This is a genomic window from Pseudomonas sp. RIT778, from assembly GCF_019718735.1.
Taxonomy (GTDB): Bacteria; Pseudomonadota; Gammaproteobacteria; order Pseudomonadales; family Pseudomonadaceae; genus Aquipseudomonas; species Aquipseudomonas aphyarum.
The window spans coordinates 95,838-113,762 of the sequence record NZ_JAIHBA010000015.1 but is presented as its reverse complement, the minus strand read 5'-3'; the positions used below and the strand labels follow the sequence as shown (position 1 = coordinate 113,762).

Sequence of the window (17,925 nt, the reverse complement as noted above, 5' to 3'; positions counted from 1 at the left end):
TGTCCTCCGAAACCAAATTTAACCTTTTAGGTTATTTTTATCAACACCCAAAAGGACATTCACCTAAAAGGTTAATTCAGACAAAATCGTCAAATGAAAATTTCAGATACCCGCCTGCACAATTTCCGAAGGCTTCTAGCCGAAAGGCACCTACGCCTTACAGATGTCGCCGACCTACTCGGAAAAGCGCCCGCTCAGGTGAGTGCCTTCGGAGGTAAAAACCCCACGAAAGGGATTGGCAATCGAATTGCTCGCGAAATAGAAAAGGCCCTAGGTCTCCATGACGGCTACTTAGATTTACCTTTTGGGGTAGGCGAGTTCAGTAACACCACGCCGTTAAGCCATACCGGACGACGAGTGCCAGTGATCGGCTCAATAGCTGCTGGAGCTTGGTGCGCTCAAGACAGCCAATTTGATCCGCGAGATGCAGAGGAGTGGATCGAAGTTCCAGGCCCTGTAGGTCCACGTGCCTTTATCCTGCGAGTGGAAGGCATAAGCATGGAGCCGAAATTTGTAGAAGGCGACAAGGTTGTAATCGACCCTGCTCTAGAAGCGCTACCAGGTCATTTCGTAGCAGCCAAGAGAACTAGTGATCACGCAGCAACGCTTAAACAACTCAAACAGGAAGGCGATGAGCAATACTTATACGCCCTCAATCCAGATTGGCCAGATAGAATCATTAGAATGTCAGAAGAATGGATCATCTGTGGTCGTGCACGATGGAAAATTTCCGACTTGTAAGTCCAGAAAAAATCATTCTGGAAATGATTACTCCATGAGACGAAACCAATCCTTAAGTGTAAGCTTGAGACGAACGACTTCGTCTTCTGCCAGAGGACTACAATGAGCAATCGGCCCACGCAGCAAGTTCAGACTGTTCATCACTCTATTGAATGCTTTCTCACTATAAAAAATATCAGCAAAATGAATCCAGTTCTTTCTCACAATATCCCCAAGCTCACCGAAGGTCGTATAATCTAGCTCATCATCCGATCTTTGGGTAAAAGAAGAGTCCAGCTCTCTTTGAATATTATCTTTCACATTTTTCTTTATAGGCTCAGGAATCTCACTTAAATTCCACCAATCAGAACCCAGTTCAGACTTCATCTTGTCTTTTATCAAAGTTCTTATCGAGACTTCCAAGCAATAAAAGAGCTCATAATGAACTGCCATTTCCTTGGCTTCTGACCTAATATCCATTGTAAATTGTGGATAATAATCTTGATCCTTATCTCCCGCCCTTTCCGATAAATCCGTTCGCAGGAGATCTATCTGGAGTCCTTTTTCAACCCCATCGAGCGCTCTTTCTACCATTTGATGTGAAAAAGCGAAGACTTTGATCTTATCGTCCATTTTATTTCCTCAACAGATTCTCTCTCAAACTTCTAAAAATTGCGTTAAAGACTGACACATCATCAGTCTTCGGAAGAACTAAATTAATCGTATAAGAAAGCCCCAAGCGCACATCGGGATATTCTTCATTAGATGAGGACTCTGAGATTTTTTTCTCAATGGAAATTATTGGCTCCTCCGCATCTACCGCTTTAAATTCTGCAAATGCTTTGAGGGCCTCAAAGGTGGAGACAATGGCCTTGACAGTACCATTACCTTTTTCTAGCCCTGTCATTTCGACTACTAGCCCTTCAAAATCAGCGCGACTCAGACTATGGGCATATTCGTTACGAGCATAAACATCTGAATAAGCATTTTTTATTGCCTTCGCCATAGCGGCTTTGGAAGTAGCTGCGTTTGTATTTCTGAACTGCCTATACAAATCTGTGGGTGTTCCGTCGCTTCCCAATAACCCTAGCTTTTTGGCTAACGGAATAAACGCTCTTGCACCGCCTCCTGGAAAGCCGAGTTCAGTGGCAAGGTAATCCTGAGTAAATCGATCAGGTGTAGCAGCGACTTTTATCTTCTCCAAAATCTTACTGACTGCAGAGGTGGCGTTCACAAAAGCAGGGTAATTCTTAGCCATAAAGATCCCTTTTAGTTTTTGCCTGCGAAAGCAGGGCCGCTGGCACATCAGTATCACTTTTTATTCATTCCGTCACTCCGCGAGAAGGAGAATCTCTCAGGACAAAAAAATAACCATATAGGTTGTTTTTTGTTGACTTGATAACCCTTAAGGTTAATATCATCCTCACTCTTCCACCACAGAGCGAGGCACATCATGCGCACCACAGCAACCCTGCACGTCCACCCGGCCGCTACTGACCCCTTCCGAATCTTCGAAATCCGCCGCTTAGCACGCGAGAGCGGCTGCTCGTTTGTCACCAGCAAACCGAAACAGCTCGCACGTCCTGCCCCTACCCCATTCGATCCGAATGGCGGAGGGCATGCAGCATGATCAAGTACAAAATCGACAACCGCACGCTGCAGTTGCTCAACGCTCAGGTCAACCTGACCGAGACCTTCAACCACGTCCTCCGGACAGCGCCCAAGCGTGAGTGCCTGGCGTTCCGTCTCAAGGTCGAACGCGGCACAACGGCGAGCACCTTCGTCGTAGAGCTGGGCAGCGAACGCCACACGCTGACCCTGCAGAACGATAAGAAAACGCACCTCAAGCTGGCCGACTTCATCGAAGAGATCGCCAACGGCCCGTTCGATGCGAGCAACACCAGCGACCTGGTGCACCGCCCGCACGCCAGCCGCGAATATGGCCGCTTCGAGGTCTCGGACAAACAACGCGTTTTCGAACTGGTACGCACCGGCGGCGTGCTAAGCCTCGACATGGGCTTCGACTACCCCCTGCAAGCTGCGCTGCACCGCACCCAATCGCGCTCAGGCGTCACCACCATCCTGAGCATCGGCAACAAAAGCCCGCACACTCGCTGCTTCACCGCGTACGGCACCGATGTCGAGATCTACGGCAAGGTCACCGAGTCCATCAACCACCTCGCTGCAGCGGCCACCCCAGCCGCGCACGCGGCATAAGGGGAATGCTATGGAACGCACCCTCGCCCAAGCCGCAACCCAGCTCGGCCTCACCCGGCCAAAACTCATCGCACGCATGCGGGAAAAAGGCCTGATCAACGAGAAGAACCTACCGGCCTACCCCAACCGTGACCGCGACTACCTGCGCATTAAGGACGTCCAGTGGTACCACGGCCAACTCGGCATGCAGTACAGCCAGTCGACCCGGGTGAAACAACCCGGCATCCGCTGGTTGGCCGAACAGTTGGGCATCGACCTGCCTGCCATCCCGGCAGACATCCGTGACGTGGCCTAGGGAATACGCCCGCCAGATCATCGCCATGCGGACACGAGAGGAGCGCAACGCCGCGCTCCTCGAAGTGCCCGAACATCTGCGCGAGCTGACCAGAACCCACTGCCTGAACGCCTGGAACCACCCGGCCCGAAAACAACGCAAGGAGGCCCAACAAAGCCATGAGTAACACAGCCCAAAACCCGCTGCGCCTGCACCCAGCACCGGAGTCAGCCACCGTCGAATTGCTCTACCGCATCTTCGGCGACGTCCTGATCCCGCTGGAGAAAGTGCGCGAGCAGTACTTCCGCAACCTCAACGAACAATCGTTCGTGGCCGAGATCAGCAGCGGCCGCATCCAGCTCCCCATCACCACGCTGGACACCAGCCGCAAGGCACCGAAGTACGCCCACATCCGCCACGTCGCCTCCCTGATCGACATCCGCGCCTACAAGGCCGACGAAGACATGCAGCGACAGCAGGAAGAATCCACCGAGTAACAACCACAAGCCGAACGGCTGCCACCACCAGCCAATAACATCACCAGGAGCACACCACATGACTGCAATTCAAATATGCGCGCTGATAGCAATCGTCCTCATGACCGCCGGCATTTACTGGCTCGCCTACCGGAACGGATTCAACAACGGCCATGACGAGGGCCAATCACAGGGCTACAGCGAAGGCTATGACGTTGGCGGCTGTGTTGGGTATCGAGATGGAATGGATGAAGGCAAAGCCATTCAGCGATCTGAAAGCTGGGAAGAGAACCGTAACCTGGAACTCGCCCTCTGCCGGGCCAATGACCAACGCGAGAAACTTTACGCCCATTACGAGCGCGCCCTCGCTGCGTCAAAAATGGGTGAACAGGAACGACTCACCTTACTGGAAATCGCCGAAAAACTTCGGATCGCATCCGAGACATTCAGCGCCTTTCGCACCGGCAAAAAGCTGGAACGCGACACACGCACCCTCCGCGACCAAGCGCTCGCCATGGCTGCCCTGCTGCAGCCGGCAGATCAGGAGAGCGCCGCATGAGCCAAGTTCGCTCCCAACCCCACAGCCACCGCAACCCGGCTCACGCCTCATCAGCGGTTGACGAACCACCGCGCAATCAAACCTCGGAGGAAAGCGGCATGCAAAAGGACCAGCAAAACACCCAATCTACGACCGCTTTGCTCCGCGAGGAAACCCGCGTCGACACACTAGAAACAAACAGCCTCTGCTGCGCAGCAGAGAGCATTATTGCTCCTTCCAGCAGCACCACCGAGGCGCTCATACCCCACGAAAAGCTGCGCGAGGCAGCCACATCCAATGCAACGCGAACCGCTCAAAATCGCCCGCTCGCGCAGCCTGTCGTGGGGTATACGCATGGAGCACGCGTATGACCGCCTTTTCCCAAGCCCCAATAAGCACTGCCGTCATCACCCAATTTGGCCTCGACCTCATGGGCAAGATCCGCGTCGACCTGTTTGCCGGTGGTGGCGGCGCAACCATGGGCCAGGAAATGGCTACGGGCAAAGCCGTCGATATCGCGATCAACCACAACCCCAAAGCCATCAGCATGCACAAGCGCAACCACCCAGGCGCAGAGCATTACATCTCGGACGTCTATGAGGTGTGCCCCCGAAAGGCGACACGAGGCCGCCCCGTCGCACACCTACACGCGAGCCCCGAATGTACCCATCACAGCCTTGCTGCAGGAGGTCAACCACGCAGCAGTGCCAGCCGCTCTCTGTCATGGGTCACCGTCAAGTGGGCCGGGCAGGTCAAACCCGACCTCATCACTATGGAAAACGTCTGGCAGATCCTGCAATGGGGCCCCTTGATTGCTAAGCGATGCAAAACCACCGGCCGGGTGATTCGCCGCGATGGGAGCGTGACCGCAGCAGGCGAGCGCGTTCCGGTCCAGGATCAATACCTGGTGCCTGATCCGAAACGAAAGGGCAAGACCTGGCGCCGCTTCCTACAGATCCTCAAGAACATGGGCTATGACATCCTGCATGGAAAACTCAAAGCCTGCGATTTTGGCGCCGCTACCACACGCGAACGCCTTTACATGGTCGCTCGATGCGATGGCAAGCCGCTGTATTGGCCGCAGCCGACCCACTTCAAAGAACCCGCGAAGGGTCAAAAAGCTTGGCGTAATGCTGCCAGTTGCATCGATTGGTCGATCCCCTGCCCCAGCATCTTTCTGACGAAAGAAGAAGGCCGTGCCGCTGGCGTACGCCGGCCATTGGCAAGCAAGACCATGGAGCGCGTTCGCAAAGGTGCCCGCCGCTATGTGGTCGATCATGCCGACCCGTTCATCGTAAGCGTCAACCATTCAGGCAACGACATAACTCGATGCCAGTCGGTGCAAGATCCAACCAAGACCATCACTGGCGCGCATGGCTTCGCCCTGGTGACGCCACAGGTCGCGCCCTTCCTCACAGAGCACGCCAACGCAACATCCCAGCGGACCATGGCAGCAGATGCACCGCTGGGGACCATCTGCGCGCAGGTAAAGGGTGGGCACTTCGCGCTCGCCGTGGCCTACATCGCACAGCACAACGGTGGTTTCAACGAAACGTTGGGACGGCACCCAGACCAGCCTCTGACAGCGATAACCACGACGGGCAGCCAACAGCAGTTGGTGACCGCCAATCTGCTGACCCTGCGCAAGAACTGTGTAGGCAGCGCGATGGACGAGCCGATCTCTACTATCTGTGCCGGCGCAGAACATCACGCGCTGCTCGAGTACACACTCGCACCAGACGTGGAGGAAGGCGCTCTGCGCGTTGCCGCTTTCCTAATGGGGTACTACGGCACTGACAACATCTACGACCTGCGCGATCCGGCCGCCACGATCACCACACGAGATCGGTTGGCCCTGGTTACCGTGGTGATCAAGGGCACGCCATACGTTATCGTCGACATTGGCATGCGCATGCTGACGCCACGGGAGCTTTACCGAGCCCAGGGCTTTCCGGACAACTACGTGATTGACCACGGCCACGACGGCCAGAAGTTCAGCAAGAAAGATCAAGTATTGATGGTGGGCAATTCTGTTTCTCCATGGCCGATGATGGCTTTGATTGAAGCAAATATGACGGAAAACACAAACAAAGTTATGGTGGCTGCATGAATACACTCTTCTTACTGATGGCTCAATATGAAGGGCAAGCAGTCATTCCGCTCGGCCGAGTATGCGAAGACTACATGCATTTGTCCGTGGAGAAATTCAAGCGCAAACAATTAGATGGGGAAATTGATATTCCAGTAATCCGCATGGGCGCTAATACCCAGAAGGCAGCCCTCGGCATCCATTTGAAAGACTTAGCCGATTACATTGATAGGCAGCGTGAAAAAGCCAGAACTGAGCAAAACAAGTTTATGGGCAGAGAAGCATGAAAAAGGGGGGCGCCAGCCCCCTTTTGCTTATTCAGCTTTGTCCCGACCACACAAGTCTGATCGAAGCGAATCATTATCACGACAAGCTATACGTATAGCCTCTCCTAGTGACTCAGAACGAGTTTCATGCCAATAGTTATCAACTACTAGATACCTAGTTTTCGTGGAAGAATTACGCAACCCGATAGCGCGCAATATTTTGTCAAGTCCAGCCAGTATCCCGTTGGTTGGAAGCACATCATATTGAACTTCAAGTATCGCAGCCACAGGCTGCATATAATCCCTACTACTTAACGGAGGCATGCGAAATTTATGCGCAGAATGGGCCTGCAACTCTTTACCATCTAACTCATGAAACTCAACCGCTGGGATCCAGCTGATATTACCTCCTGGAAGCGTAGCAGATCCATTTATATCAAGCTCTCCATAAATATCCCTGGTAATTCTAAAAATCAAAGATTGAGGACCAGGCGGAATCACTTTAAATGAGCTGACGCGCTGATCAACTGGAGTTTCATTACTCAGTTGAAATATATAATATCGACCATAAGGCCTTATAAAATCCAAGGAAATATCCTTGACAAAAAAACCATAAGCGCTTGCTGCAATAAAACCTATCGCCCCCGTTGTTATCAAAAGACCTAAAAGCCGTCCCCCCCTTAACTTCCACTTCGTAACGACGCCCTGCTTTCTTTTGAAAATACCCTTCCTCACACTATCTCCCTAAATCCATTCATTTGTCATCGCAGGATTTTTTCTAAGTGCTGCCATCCTGAATATCGGTCGCCCCTGCCACGCAGATGGGTATATCGCCGGAGAGAATTCCAATCGCGATGTCCCGAAACACTCGAAACCCTGGGAATATCCCAGTCCATTTCGAACAGGCGGCTCACGCCTTCATGCCTTAGATCATGGAAGTGCAGATCCTCAATCCCCAGCAACGGACACGCCCGCGTGAACGATGCGGAAACGGATCTGGAGTTGTACGGAAATATCTCCCGCTCAGTCCTGGGCATGCTCTGCAGGATTGCCCAGGCCTCATCGGGCAGATGGCACCACACGTCGTTGCCGATCTTCTGTCCGGGGTTCTTCATATCACGTACCAGGACGGCCTGCCGGGACTCGTCGAGATCATCCCAGCGAATCCGAGTAATCTCCTCCTGCCGGCGCGTCGAGAAGAGAGCAAACGCAATCATCTTCGGCATGTTAATCGACTCAGGTCGACGAACCTGCATTTCGAAAAAGTGCCTCATCAACCTGTCCAACTCATCGAGCGTCGGCCGACGGTTGCGCTCCTTACTCTTGCTCACCATACCTAGCTTTCGTAAAACCTTGCGAGCGTCGGGCATGGCCAGCGGATCTACCTCGTAGCCCCAGGCCGGTCGCGCCACGGACAGCACCGCGCCTAGGTGCGAGAGATCATTACCGACCGTCTGCGCCTGAACACCGCCACCCTCTTTACTCATCCGCCACTGTGCAAACTCCACCAGTTTCTGACTGTTCAGAGCCGAGTCATCAAGGTCGCCCAACCAGGTATCCTTGATCGCCTTCAACGTCGCGTTCTTGGTTTTGCCCAACGGCCGGATCTTCTCGTACTCATTCAGGTACTGCTCGATCATCTTCCTGATCGTTACACCCTTACGGTTTGCGCGCTCAATCGCACCAGGCTCGGCCAGCTCGGTCTCACGCCGCTTGATCCAAGCCTGGGCGACCTGCTTTCGGTCGAAGGTTTGGCTTTCCTGATAAACTGTTCGTCCGTCCCGATTGATCCGTATCTGCGCCGTGTAGGCCGTCGAGTTGTCCTTGCGCTTGCGTGATGTGATCGTGCCCATTTCTCGTTGCTACATTGCCGAATTCGCTTGCTACATTGTAGCAACCGACTTCAGAAAACAAGGAAAAATGGGTAAAAACTGCTGTATAAAAGATCAGTATCAATGAATTTCGAAAAACCCCAATCATCCGTAAACACTAGCCCTCCCCGTTCCGAGCCGTCTCGCCGCTTCAGTGTGGCGCCGATGATGGATTGGACTGACCGCCATTGCCGGTACTTCCTACGCATTCTGTCGAAAAACGCCCTGCTCTACACCGAAATGGTTACCACCGGCGCTCTGCTCAACGGCGATCACGAGCGTTTCCTCCGTCACAACGAAGCCGAGCACCCGTTGGCGTTGCAGTTGGGCGGTAGCGTTCCGCTGGACCTGGCCGCTTGCGCACGTATGGCGCAGGAGCACGGTTACGACGAGGTGAATCTGAACGTTGGCTGCCCGAGTGATCGGGTGCAGAACAACATGATTGGTGCGTGCCTGATGGGGCATCCGCAGTTGGTGGCGGATTGTGTGAAGGCGATGCGGGATGCGGTGTCGATTCCGGTGACGGTGAAGCATCGGATCGGGATCAATGGGCGGGACAGTTATGAGCAGCTGTGCGATTTCGTCGGGACGGTGCGGGATGCCGGGTGCACCAGTTTTACGGTGCATGCGCGGATTGCGATTCTGGAGGGGTTGTCGCCGAAGGAGAACCGGGACATTCCGCCGTTGCGTTATGACGTGGCGGCGCGGTTGAAGGCGGATTTTCCGGAACTGGAGTTCATTCTGAACGGCGGGATCAAGACGATGGAGGCCTGCCATGAGCATTTGCAGACCTTTGACGGGGTGATGCTGGGGCGCGAGGCGTATCACAATCCTTATCTGCTGGCCGAGGTGGATCAGCAGTTGTTCGGCAGCAGCGCACCGGTGATCAGTCGGGCCGAGGCGCTGGCGCAGTTGCGGCCTTATATAGCCGAGCATTTGCTGGCCGGCGGCGCGATGCATCACATCACCCGGCATGTGCTGGGCCTGGGCACCGGTTTCCCGGGGGCGCGCAAGTTTCGTCAGTTGTTGTCGGTGGATATCCACAAAGCCAAGGATCCGCTGGCATTGCTGGATCAGGCGGCGGAGTTGCTGGCCGGGCGTTGATCGACGCTTGGAGCGTGTGGGCAACGAATGAGCGTTGCCCGGAGTTTTGTTGTACTGACAGGATGTCTTTTGGTTATGCCCGCGTTCAGCTGTGTTTTATTCAAGCGTTTCACCCTCCTCGCTTTAATCTCGACTCTCTCTGCAAGCGCCTATGCATCCTGTGATTTTGCGAAGGGGTGCGGCAACGGGGAAAATGGCCCTTTTCAATCTACCCAGATGTCTGGTTTTCTGGTTTTCACGACGACGATGGTCACAGTCGACGGGATGTCGGACATTTCCGGACTGAAAAAACGTGTGTATTCGGTAGAGGAAATAGACGCGGCACGTTATTTCCTCGCCAGTGACGGCATGCTGCAAGCCGCGTATTTCACCTCGGCGTTGCAGCGGTTTCGTCAGGATTCGCCCGACTCTGAATTGAATGACCTCGCCGTCGCTGCGCTGCTCAGCAGTCAGTAATCAGCTTGCCGCCGCAGCCGTCCAGTTCACCCAGCCAAACTGCCAGGTGGCGAGGATCAGCAAGCCGAAGGCGATGCGGTACCAGGCGAAGGTGGCGTAGCTGTGGTTCGCAATGAACTTCAGCAGGCCGCGCACGGCGATCATTGCAAAGATGAACGCTACGACGAAGCCCAGGGCGAAGACCGGCAGGTCGTTGCTCTGGAACAGTTCGCGGTACTTGTAGCCGGAATACACCGCGGCACCGACCATGGTCGGCATCGCCAGGAAGAACGAGAACTCCGTGGCGGCCTTGCGCGACAGGCCGAACAGCAGACCGCCGATGATGGTGGAACCGGAGCGCGACGTGCCCGGAATCATCGCCAGGCACTGTACGCAACCGATCTTCAGCGCGTCAGCCCACTTCATGTCGTCCACATGGTCGACACTCACTACATGATCCCGCTGCTCGACCCACAACATGACGATGCCGCCCACCACCAATGCAACGGCAACGGTGATCGGGTTGAACAGGTATTCATGAATCGTGTCGGCGAATAACACGCCGAGAATGACCGCCGGGAAAAAGGCGATCAGCAGATTGCGGGTAAAACGCTGAGCATTGTTTTGGGTTGGCAGGCCTTTGACGATCTCGAAGATCTTTGGGCGAAACTCCCAGACCACGGCCAGAATGGCGCCCAGTTGAATAATGATGTTGAACGCCATGGCGCGCTCGCCGCCGAACTCCAGCAAGTCGGCAACAATAATCTGGTGGCCCGTACTGGAAATGGGCAGGAACTCGGTCAGGCCTTCTACCGCCCCAAGAATCAGTACCTGGAACAAGGTCAGTAAATCCATTAATCCTCCGTCGGCACGCTCTTTGAGGGCGCGCCGTTAAGTGCATTCAGGCATTGAGTATCTGAAGTAAAACAATTGGCAGATGCACACCCATTGCCCGACTCGGGGACGGAGAATATGTCTTATCAAAAGCCACACTCAAGGCATGTTAATAAACGTCCGTGTGTGAACTTGTCGGTGTTATAGCTAAAAATCACATCGCCCCTTAAAATGTGATCCACCTCACACTCCCTGTACTGGCGTGCAAATCAGTAGTGGCCAAGGGACATAAAAACAGGTCGCCACAATTACAAAATAGTGGCACCATTGCACATTGCCACCATCTAACGAGCCCTCTTTCGTTAGTTCAGAGCCCCGAGAAAAGCAACTAAAAGCTTGAAAAGCTTAATTATTGTTAGAAAACTCGGGAGCCACGTCTAAAATCCGCGCAAATGTTACCAATTGTCAGTCACAGATGAGAACCGGTGCTTTAACATCCCGATGTCAGCACCTTTTCGAGTCAATGCATGATGCTCACAGGTAACTTAGCGACTAGAAGCCCGCGCCGCACAAGCGACGAACCAGGTGTTCTCACTCTGGGTCGTACCCGTGGCGTGGCTGAACACTTTAGCGCGCTAATCGCGAAGCATGTGCAGTCTGATCTGGCCATTGAGGCCGACTCTTACGCTAGTTCATATCAGCAAAATGAATATCACGGTTTGTATCGGGCCATATTCATTGTCATCGACAGCCCTCAGGCTCTTGAAGACAACCTGGCACGGGTGGAAAGCCTGCGCAGTGACAACTTGAAGCCGATCATTTGTGCGGTGATCACCGGGCGCGGCGCGTTCAACAAGATCAAGTATTTCCTGGCCGGTGCCGACTTCTGTATCAAACTCAATACCTTATCCGATGAAAGCGGCGAACTGCTGGGCGAGTTCTTCAACAGTGAAGAATGGCAGCGTGATATCAGCCTGGTGCTGGACCCCACCCGCATCTGCCTCTCGGACACCAGCAAGAAACTCGATATCTCCTTTGCCGAAATGAAGATCCTGCAAGCCTTTGCGCAGACCGGCAATCACATTCTCAGCCATGATGAAATCGCCAGCATCATGGGGCTCAACACCCATTTCTACGATCCTCGGGCGCTGGAAAAATCCATCAGCCGCTTGCGTGGGAAAATCAAGGACGTGTACGGTACGAACGCCATACAGAGCATTCGCGGGTATGGCTATCGTCTGATGAGGGGGTTGATCTCGACCGCCTGATTCAGGGAATCACTCTTTTGCAGCTTACGAGGGAACGTCTGATGCAACGCGCTAAAAATCCGATGTCTCACTGTTTTAACTGCGTCACATATCTAATAAAAAGCTGTCAATTGCATGAGCGCTGCAACACTTAAACATAACAATAAACCATTACTCTAAAAGCAGACCGAGTGGAACTTATCGAGGGCCATCATTGGGCCCAGACCCTGCCTGTCGATTATTTCCGAGGAAAACATTGCTCGCCTGCCCATTATTTTTTTCGCCAAATTTGGTGTGTACTTTAGGAGAGAGACATGGAAACCAGCACAACCCTCCCAAGAAAATACTTTGTTGTCGTGACTAATAGCTCGGCGTCGCAACGTGAACTTGAGAACATCCTCTCCAGCGAACGTTTCAATTCGTTTGGCACGTCCCAGGCACAAATGTTTATTGAAGGTGTTGCTTCGCCCTCTTCCACTCCGATGCTGATGGAGTTCACTTACCCACGCGGCACAAGGAAGCATGTCGCACGCAGCATCGAACATGATACCCAGCGCATATTGGCCACTCTCGAATCGGAATGGCTGGCCGCACAATCGGCGCATTCGTTCCACAGTTCCACGGCCATGTCCGAAGACCCCTCCGACACTTCCCGAACGATCGAGTCCGACGCGCCCTGCACTGAAGCCTGGCATCTGGACAATGATCAGGGTGCATTGACGAAAGAGGGTGTCGAAATCAGTCTCACCGGGCTCGAAACCGCACTGGTCCGCAAAATGCTCCACCACGAAGAGCGTGTTGTCAGTCGGGACGATCTGATCCTCAGCATCGGCCGCGAGCCGGAGCAATACCGGGGACTGGAAATGTGCCTGAGCCGTCTTCAAGACAAATTCAAGAACGCCAGCAACGGTGAACGATTGTTTCGTGCCGTACGCAATCGCGGTTATTGCCTGATCCAGGAAGTTGTTGCCTAAACAACATTCCCCCACTACAAGACGAACAGATACAAGTGCGATTACAAAAATAAAAAAGCACTCTGTTTGGTTTCACCCCTCCCTGGTTATACCCGCCTCCTGACCCCACCTACGATAGCAAACACAAGATTGATTATTCACCCCCTGCCTTTCGACCTTTTCTAACGTTTGAATATTGGAAATTTAAATAAGTTGGCACTGTGCCATCTTGTTAGAACTCGTCAGACAGCATCCCCGGCAATAACTTAGTCTATTGACTGACGACAGTTCCGCATACCGGCGTTGTTACCTCAGGACACTGGCTCGAACAACAATAACAAGTCTGCTTAACAACTCGGTTTTCTACTGTCGAAACCTGAATGGACGTCTTTTGGGGATATCGTATGGATCTTTCTCTTCGTATCAATCGAAACACCGGCCTCAAGGGACTGACCTTTTGGGGCCAATGGGCGCTGGCACAGACTTTCATTGTTTCACTGTTGTTCATACTCGCCGAACAGCACACGGGCACCGTCGAGTTCTACTATCGGATGTGTACGATTCTGGCGGTACTGGCCTCGGTGCCGGCTTATACCTTCAGCGGCGCGTATCGAAAGCGAGACAATTACCTGACCGGGCTGGGTCGACTGTTCATGGGCTGGTTCATGACCATGGCCGGGCTGGCGTTCATCGCCTTCATCTGCAAGGCCGATGCGCTGTTCTCTCGGCAAGTCATCCTTGAGTGGGCGGTGTACGGTTTCCTCGGTCAGGCGCTGCTGTACGCACCGCTGCATGCGTTCTCGAAGTTCTACCAGCGTTCGCGCAAAAGCGAACACAAGACCCTGATCGTCGGCACCGGCGAACTGGCGCTGGGCCTGGCGAAGAAATTGAGCCAGCACGAAAATCTGCCGCTGGTCGGCCTGGTCAGCAACGGCGACAAGCCGTCCCTGGAAGCGGACGCCCCACGCGTCGTCGGCGCTCAGGACGAGCTGCTCGAGCTGATCCAGACCCACGACATCCGCCGCTTGTACATCACCCTGCCGCTGTCGGAAGCCGCCAACATCGAGGCCATGTACGTCGATCTGCTGGATGCCAACGTTGACGTGGTCTGGGTGCCGGACCTGAACAGCCTGACGCTGCTCAACCACTCGGTGAAAGTCGTGGACGGTCTGCCGGCGATCTACCTCAACGAAAGCCCGCTGACCAGCCGCCCGACCGCTGCGCTGAGCAAAAGTCTGGTGGAGAAAGCCGTCGCCCTGCTGGCAATCATCCTGTTGAGCCCGGTACTGCTGGCCGTGGCGCTGGCGGTGAAGCTCACCTCGCCCGGCCCGGTGTTCTTCAAGCAGGATCGCCACGGCTGGAACGGCAAGGTGATCAAGGTCTGGAAATTCCGCTCGATGCGCGTGCACGATGACCGTGACGTCAAACAGGCCAGCCGCAACGATTCGCGCATCACGCCAGTCGGTCGCTTCATCCGTCGCACTTCGCTGGACGAGCTGCCGCAACTGTTCAACGTGCTGCAAGGCCACATGGCACTGGTCGGCCCACGTCCGCACGCCGTGGCGCACAACAACTACTACTCGGGCAAGATCCTCGCCTACATGGCCCGTCACCGAATCAAACCGGGCATCACTGGCCTGGCGCAAATCAGCGGTTGCCGGGGCGAGACAGACACCCTCGACAAGATGGAAAAGCGTGTTGAGATCGATCTGAAGTACATCAACAACTGGTCGCTGTGGCTGGATGTGAAGATCCTGGTGAAGACGCCGTTCACCTTGCTGTCGAAGGATATTTACTGAGGCGCAGGGCTTGAGAAGGCAACACCGCAAGGGGACGAAAGTCCCCTTTTTTGTGGGCGGGATTTGGGGGGTGGTCGGGGCTCTGAAGCCGAGGAGTGACAGATGCTTTGATGTTGGCTGTACTAGCGCCATCGCGAGCAGGCTCGCTCCCACAAGGATGATGAGCGGATCAGGATTTGCTATTCACCTCAAACAAATGTGGGAGCGAGCCTGCTCGCGATAGCGGTGGAACACCGCCCGGAGCAACCCCACTCCCACTGACTCCCCGCTCTCCCGAACCTACTCGGTAATCTTCCCGAAGTTCCGATAGAACATGTCCCCTTCCCGACTGTCCGTCATCGAGTGCAGCTGGAAGCTGCGATTGAGCCGCGCACCACCGTCACGGGTCAGCGGCGCCCACACCAGGTTGGCGCGGCGCATGGTCGACATGCTCATCATTTCGTCGAACGGGATCGACAGGTACAGCCCTTTGTCGAAACTACCCTCGCCATACTCGGCGCTGCCGGCGGTGGTGATCGTCGCCCAGGCGCCAAAGCGCACGCCGTTGAAAAACTCGCGGGAGATATCCACCGTACCGCCAAAGTCGCCCGCCAGGTAACGCCCGACGCTGACCGCGGCCAGCGTGTCGAACGGCAGGTCGGTGTAGCCGGTGATGTGGCCGGTCCAGACCGAGTAATCGCGCAGGCCGAAACCCTGATCGAATTCACGCTGACGCACGTAGTTCAGGTCCGCACCGATCGACCAGCGCTTGCCGGTTGGACGAAACAGCACCTCGCCCCCGACCCCGGCGAACATCGACTCCAGATAACCGCCGTAGACCATGCCGTACAAATCCTTGTCCAGTTGCTCGGCGTGGCTGACCTGGAACAGCGGCATGGTGGTGTCCGACGTGGTCAGGTACTGACGCAAATCGGTGCGCACACGCGGCAGGCCGCTGGGCGCGTCGTAGGTGAATTTGTCGAAGTTGTTGATCAGGTTCTGACTGAGCAAGCCGTTCCACCAGGTGTTGCGATTGAAGCGGTACTCGGCGTCCAGATCGGCAGTGAACTGATAGAGCAAACCATCGGGGCCGCCGACGTTCTGTTTGAAGCCCAGGCCGACGCCGTAATTGAAGTGCTGCGGCGCTTCGGTGTAGAGGGTTTTCTCGTTGCGCGGCATCGCCGGGTTGATCTCGGTGGTGCGGTGCAGCGATTCCAGCGGCTCCTCGTTGTTGAGCACTTCGCGGAAGGTCTGCCGGGGCACGCTGGTTTCTTCCAGCGGCAGGTCGTAGCGCTTGTTGACCACGGTGAACCAGTCGATGTCGTCGTTGACGCTGTTGTCGAGAATCCGGCTCGCGCGGCCGACAGCCTTGGGCGAATGGAAGTAGCGCTGCTGCTCGCCGTACACGATCAGTTCGGAATCGCGCTGGGTGATGCGCTCGACCTTGTAGCCGGCGTTCTGCTGCAAACGCCGGGATACGTCGGCCCAGTTGACCTCCTCCATCGTCGTGCTCGGCGCCTTCGCCGGCAGCGGTTCGGCCGGTGGGTCGAAGGTCTTGGCCGGGGCCTTGCGACTGACGAAATTGGTGTGGAACGTCACGCCGAACATCGCCGTGTTGCCCCGCTCCCACGCGGCGCTCAGGTCGAGGGAATCGGTCACCTTGAACACCGCGCCGAGGTTGATCGGCGAGTCCTGCTTGATGATGTTGTCCTTCGGCTCGTGCTTGTAGTCGTTGCCTTCGTATTCGAGTTTCAGGCTGAGGCGATCCCAGGGTGTCTGGTAACTCACGCCACCGAAAAACGCAGGCTTGCCGCGAAAGTACGACCCGGCGTTGACGTCACCGGTGCCTTCCAGATCCGGGCGGGTCTTGAAGCGATCACTGGCCCAGCCCAGCGGGTTGTCGAAGTCGCCGCGGTTACCGATGTAACCCCAGGCGATGCCGGCGCTGAAATCGAAATTGTCGTAGCGCTTGTTGGCCACGAAGAACTCACTGGCAAACAAACCGGTACCACCGATGTCTCGAAAGCCCAGCGCCACTTCCGGCGCCCAGTGGCTTTCCTGCCACAGCCGGACCTTGGCGTCGACCGCCTTGTCCTTATAGCTCTGGCTGCCGCTCAGCGCTTCGGAACCGTACGGACGGTTGGTGATGGCGGTGTAGCGAAACGAACCTTCCAGCCAGTCGAGCGGCTGCAACGAAACGCTGTATCGGCTGTACGGTTCGGTGCGGTTGGCGTTGACGCTCAACTCACCGGCGGGCGACATGCGTGCGGTCGGGGTCTGCAACAGACCGACGCCGCCGAAGTCATTCTGGGTAATGCGTGGCTCGGCATGCACCAGGCCACATGGCAATAACAACACAGCTGCAAAACGCAAATTCAACGAACCACCTCAGCCAACTGCGTGGCAATCAATTCGGCCAACTGCTGATTCAGTTCAGGGACAGGCGGATCCAGATCATCGTTTTTCACCGGCACCAGAATCTTGCTGCCGGCCACGGGCATCTGCCCGCTCTCGCGGTTCCAGTGGGCGATGCCGACCCGCCGCGATTCGCCGTTGGGCTGGATCAGCCACAGGTAATCGGCATCGGCGTCGGCCTCCAGCAACGTGCAGCCCTGCAGGTATTCGCGGGCCTCCTGCAACGGCTGGTAAGGCAAGCGGCACGGCTCGGCGACCGCGCCCAGCACTTCGACTTCGTCGACCCGTTTCGGGTAGATCAGTTGATCGCCATCGTCGAGACGGATGTTGCGGGCGAAGCCGACTTCCACCGCCACCGGATCGAGATCGGCGATCTGCCGCCCGGTCACCGGCATCTGTCGGACCTGCTCGGCCAGCCGCTGGGCCAGCGCCGCTCGACTCGGTTTGTCGAACAGCATCGCCATGCGATGCAGCACATCCAGATCGAACAGCACGCCGACCTTCAGCCGCGTCTGTTCTTCCAGCAATGACTGACGCAACAGCACACTCGCCAACCAGTAGCCTTCGGCATTCGGTACGGCCTCGCCGATCACATCGCGCAAACGCCCGCCCGCCGGCAATTCGATCGGGCCCGGTTTGGCCACATCACCGCTGACGATGACCGCTGCCTCGCTGATCCCGGTGAGTAACATCAAGCACGCCGACAGC

The 17,925-nt window shown here is 55.5% G+C and carries 20 protein-coding genes; 13 read left to right on the top strand and 7 right to left on the bottom strand.

The features are described 5' to 3' along the window. Positions 1-93 precede the first annotated feature (93 nt). Positions 94-741, top strand: a complete 648-nt coding sequence (locus K5E37_RS11815) for a LexA family transcriptional regulator (protein ID WP_221533904.1) — start codon at positions 94-96, stop codon at positions 739-741. A gap of 27 nt (positions 742-768) precedes the next feature. Here the strand turns inward: K5E37_RS11815 and K5E37_RS11810 are convergent, their stop codons facing one another. Together K5E37_RS11810 and K5E37_RS11805 are read right to left on the bottom strand one after the other, a co-directional pair. Continuing rightward, entirely contained in the window at positions 769-1,353 is a 585-nt protein-coding gene (locus K5E37_RS11810; protein WP_221533903.1) for a Swt1 family HEPN domain-containing protein, read from the bottom strand. A gap of 1 nt (position 1,354) precedes the next feature. Next, positions 1,355-1,978, bottom strand: coding sequence for a DUF5343 domain-containing protein (locus K5E37_RS11805; protein ID WP_221533902.1), 624 nt, complete (start codon positions 1,976-1,978; stop codon positions 1,355-1,357). A gap of 368 nt (positions 1,979-2,346) precedes the next feature. Here K5E37_RS11805 and K5E37_RS11800 point away from each other — a divergent pair, with 368 nt between their 5' ends. The 7 genes from K5E37_RS11800 (at position 2,347) to K5E37_RS11770 (ending at position 6,601) form a co-directional block, all read left to right on the top strand. Then, on the top strand, positions 2,347-2,937 hold the full coding sequence (locus K5E37_RS11800) for a hypothetical protein (RefSeq protein WP_221533901.1): 591 nt from the start codon (positions 2,347-2,349) through the stop codon (positions 2,935-2,937). 10 nt (positions 2,938-2,947) lie between these two features. Next, positions 2,948-3,232, top strand: a complete 285-nt coding sequence (locus K5E37_RS11795) for a phage antirepressor KilAC domain-containing protein (RefSeq protein WP_221533900.1) — start codon at positions 2,948-2,950, stop codon at positions 3,230-3,232. A gap of 158 nt (positions 3,233-3,390) precedes the next feature. Further along, entirely contained in the window at positions 3,391-3,708 is a 318-nt protein-coding gene (locus tag K5E37_RS11790) for a pyocin activator PrtN family protein (protein WP_221533899.1), read from the top strand. Positions 3,709-3,766: 58 nt separating this feature from the next. Further along, the gene (locus tag K5E37_RS11785; RefSeq protein WP_221533898.1) at positions 3,767-4,246 is read left to right on the top strand and encodes a hypothetical protein; all 480 of its coding nucleotides are present in this window, start codon (positions 3,767-3,769) and stop codon (positions 4,244-4,246) included. Beyond that, complete coding sequence (locus tag K5E37_RS11780; RefSeq protein WP_260404143.1) at positions 4,243-4,596, top strand: hypothetical protein; 354 nt, start codon at positions 4,243-4,245, stop codon at positions 4,594-4,596. The genes K5E37_RS11785 and K5E37_RS11780 overlap by 4 nt, the downstream gene beginning before the upstream one ends. After that, the gene (locus K5E37_RS11775; RefSeq protein ID WP_221533897.1) at positions 4,593-6,335 is read left to right on the top strand and encodes a DNA cytosine methyltransferase; all 1,743 of its coding nucleotides are present in this window, start codon (positions 4,593-4,595) and stop codon (positions 6,333-6,335) included. The genes K5E37_RS11780 and K5E37_RS11775 overlap by 4 nt, the downstream gene beginning before the upstream one ends. Beyond that, positions 6,332-6,601 carry a pyocin activator PrtN family protein gene (locus tag K5E37_RS11770; protein ID WP_221533896.1) on the top strand — a complete coding sequence of 90 codons (270 nt, stop codon included), beginning with the start codon at positions 6,332-6,334 and terminating at the stop codon, positions 6,599-6,601. Before K5E37_RS11775 ends, K5E37_RS11770 begins: the two co-directional genes overlap by 4 nt. Before the next feature lie 27 nt (positions 6,602-6,628). On the opposite strand, the gene K5E37_RS11765 is transcribed toward K5E37_RS11770, so the two are convergent. Both K5E37_RS11765 and K5E37_RS11760 read right to left on the bottom strand, forming a co-directional pair. Next, complete coding sequence (locus K5E37_RS11765) at positions 6,629-7,315, bottom strand: hypothetical protein (RefSeq protein WP_221533895.1); 687 nt, start codon at positions 7,313-7,315, stop codon at positions 6,629-6,631. 26 nt (positions 7,316-7,341) lie between these two features. Then, positions 7,342-8,433, bottom strand: coding sequence for a site-specific integrase (locus K5E37_RS11760; RefSeq protein WP_221533894.1), 1,092 nt, complete (start codon positions 8,431-8,433; stop codon positions 7,342-7,344). A gap of 102 nt (positions 8,434-8,535) precedes the next feature. On the opposite strand from K5E37_RS11760, the gene dusA reads away from it, so the two are divergent. Together dusA and K5E37_RS11750 are read left to right on the top strand one after the other, a co-directional pair. Then, complete coding sequence (dusA, locus tag K5E37_RS11755) at positions 8,536-9,555, top strand: tRNA dihydrouridine(20/20a) synthase DusA (RefSeq protein WP_221533893.1); 1,020 nt, start codon at positions 8,536-8,538, stop codon at positions 9,553-9,555. 75 nt (positions 9,556-9,630) lie between these two features. Further along, entirely contained in the window at positions 9,631-10,011 is a 381-nt protein-coding gene (locus K5E37_RS11750; RefSeq protein WP_260404139.1) for a DUF2388 domain-containing protein, read from the top strand. On the opposite strand, the gene K5E37_RS11745 is transcribed toward K5E37_RS11750, so the two are convergent. After that, positions 10,012-10,845: an undecaprenyl-diphosphate phosphatase gene (locus K5E37_RS11745; protein ID WP_221533891.1), complete on the bottom strand. Its 834-nt coding sequence runs from the start codon at positions 10,843-10,845 to the stop codon at positions 10,012-10,014. 506 nt (positions 10,846-11,351) lie between these two features. On the opposite strand from K5E37_RS11745, the gene K5E37_RS11740 reads away from it, so the two are divergent. From K5E37_RS11740 to K5E37_RS11730, 3 genes are all read left to right on the top strand, one after another. Continuing rightward, positions 11,352-12,092 (top strand): winged helix-turn-helix domain-containing protein, encoded by a 741-nt coding sequence (locus K5E37_RS11740; RefSeq protein WP_085608235.1) that lies wholly within the window; start codon positions 11,352-11,354, stop codon positions 12,090-12,092. A gap of 293 nt (positions 12,093-12,385) precedes the next feature. Continuing rightward, entirely contained in the window at positions 12,386-13,045 is a 660-nt protein-coding gene (locus K5E37_RS11735; RefSeq protein ID WP_221533890.1) for a helix-turn-helix domain-containing protein, read from the top strand. A 383-nt stretch (positions 13,046-13,428) separates the two neighbouring features. Then, a complete protein-coding gene (locus K5E37_RS11730; protein WP_221533889.1) occupies positions 13,429-14,823 on the top strand; it encodes an undecaprenyl-phosphate glucose phosphotransferase in 1,395 nt (464 codons plus the stop codon). A 279-nt stretch (positions 14,824-15,102) separates the two neighbouring features. Here the strand turns inward: K5E37_RS11730 and K5E37_RS11725 are convergent, their stop codons facing one another. Both K5E37_RS11725 and K5E37_RS11720 read right to left on the bottom strand, forming a co-directional pair. After that, positions 15,103-17,181: a YjbH domain-containing protein gene (locus K5E37_RS11725; protein WP_221533888.1), complete on the bottom strand. Its 2,079-nt coding sequence runs from the start codon at positions 17,179-17,181 to the stop codon at positions 15,103-15,105. Then, positions 17,178-17,909: a capsule biosynthesis GfcC family protein gene (locus K5E37_RS11720; RefSeq protein ID WP_221533942.1), complete on the bottom strand. Its 732-nt coding sequence runs from the start codon at positions 17,907-17,909 to the stop codon at positions 17,178-17,180. Before K5E37_RS11720 ends, K5E37_RS11725 begins: the two co-directional genes overlap by 4 nt. Between the last annotated feature and the right edge of the window lie 16 nt (positions 17,910-17,925).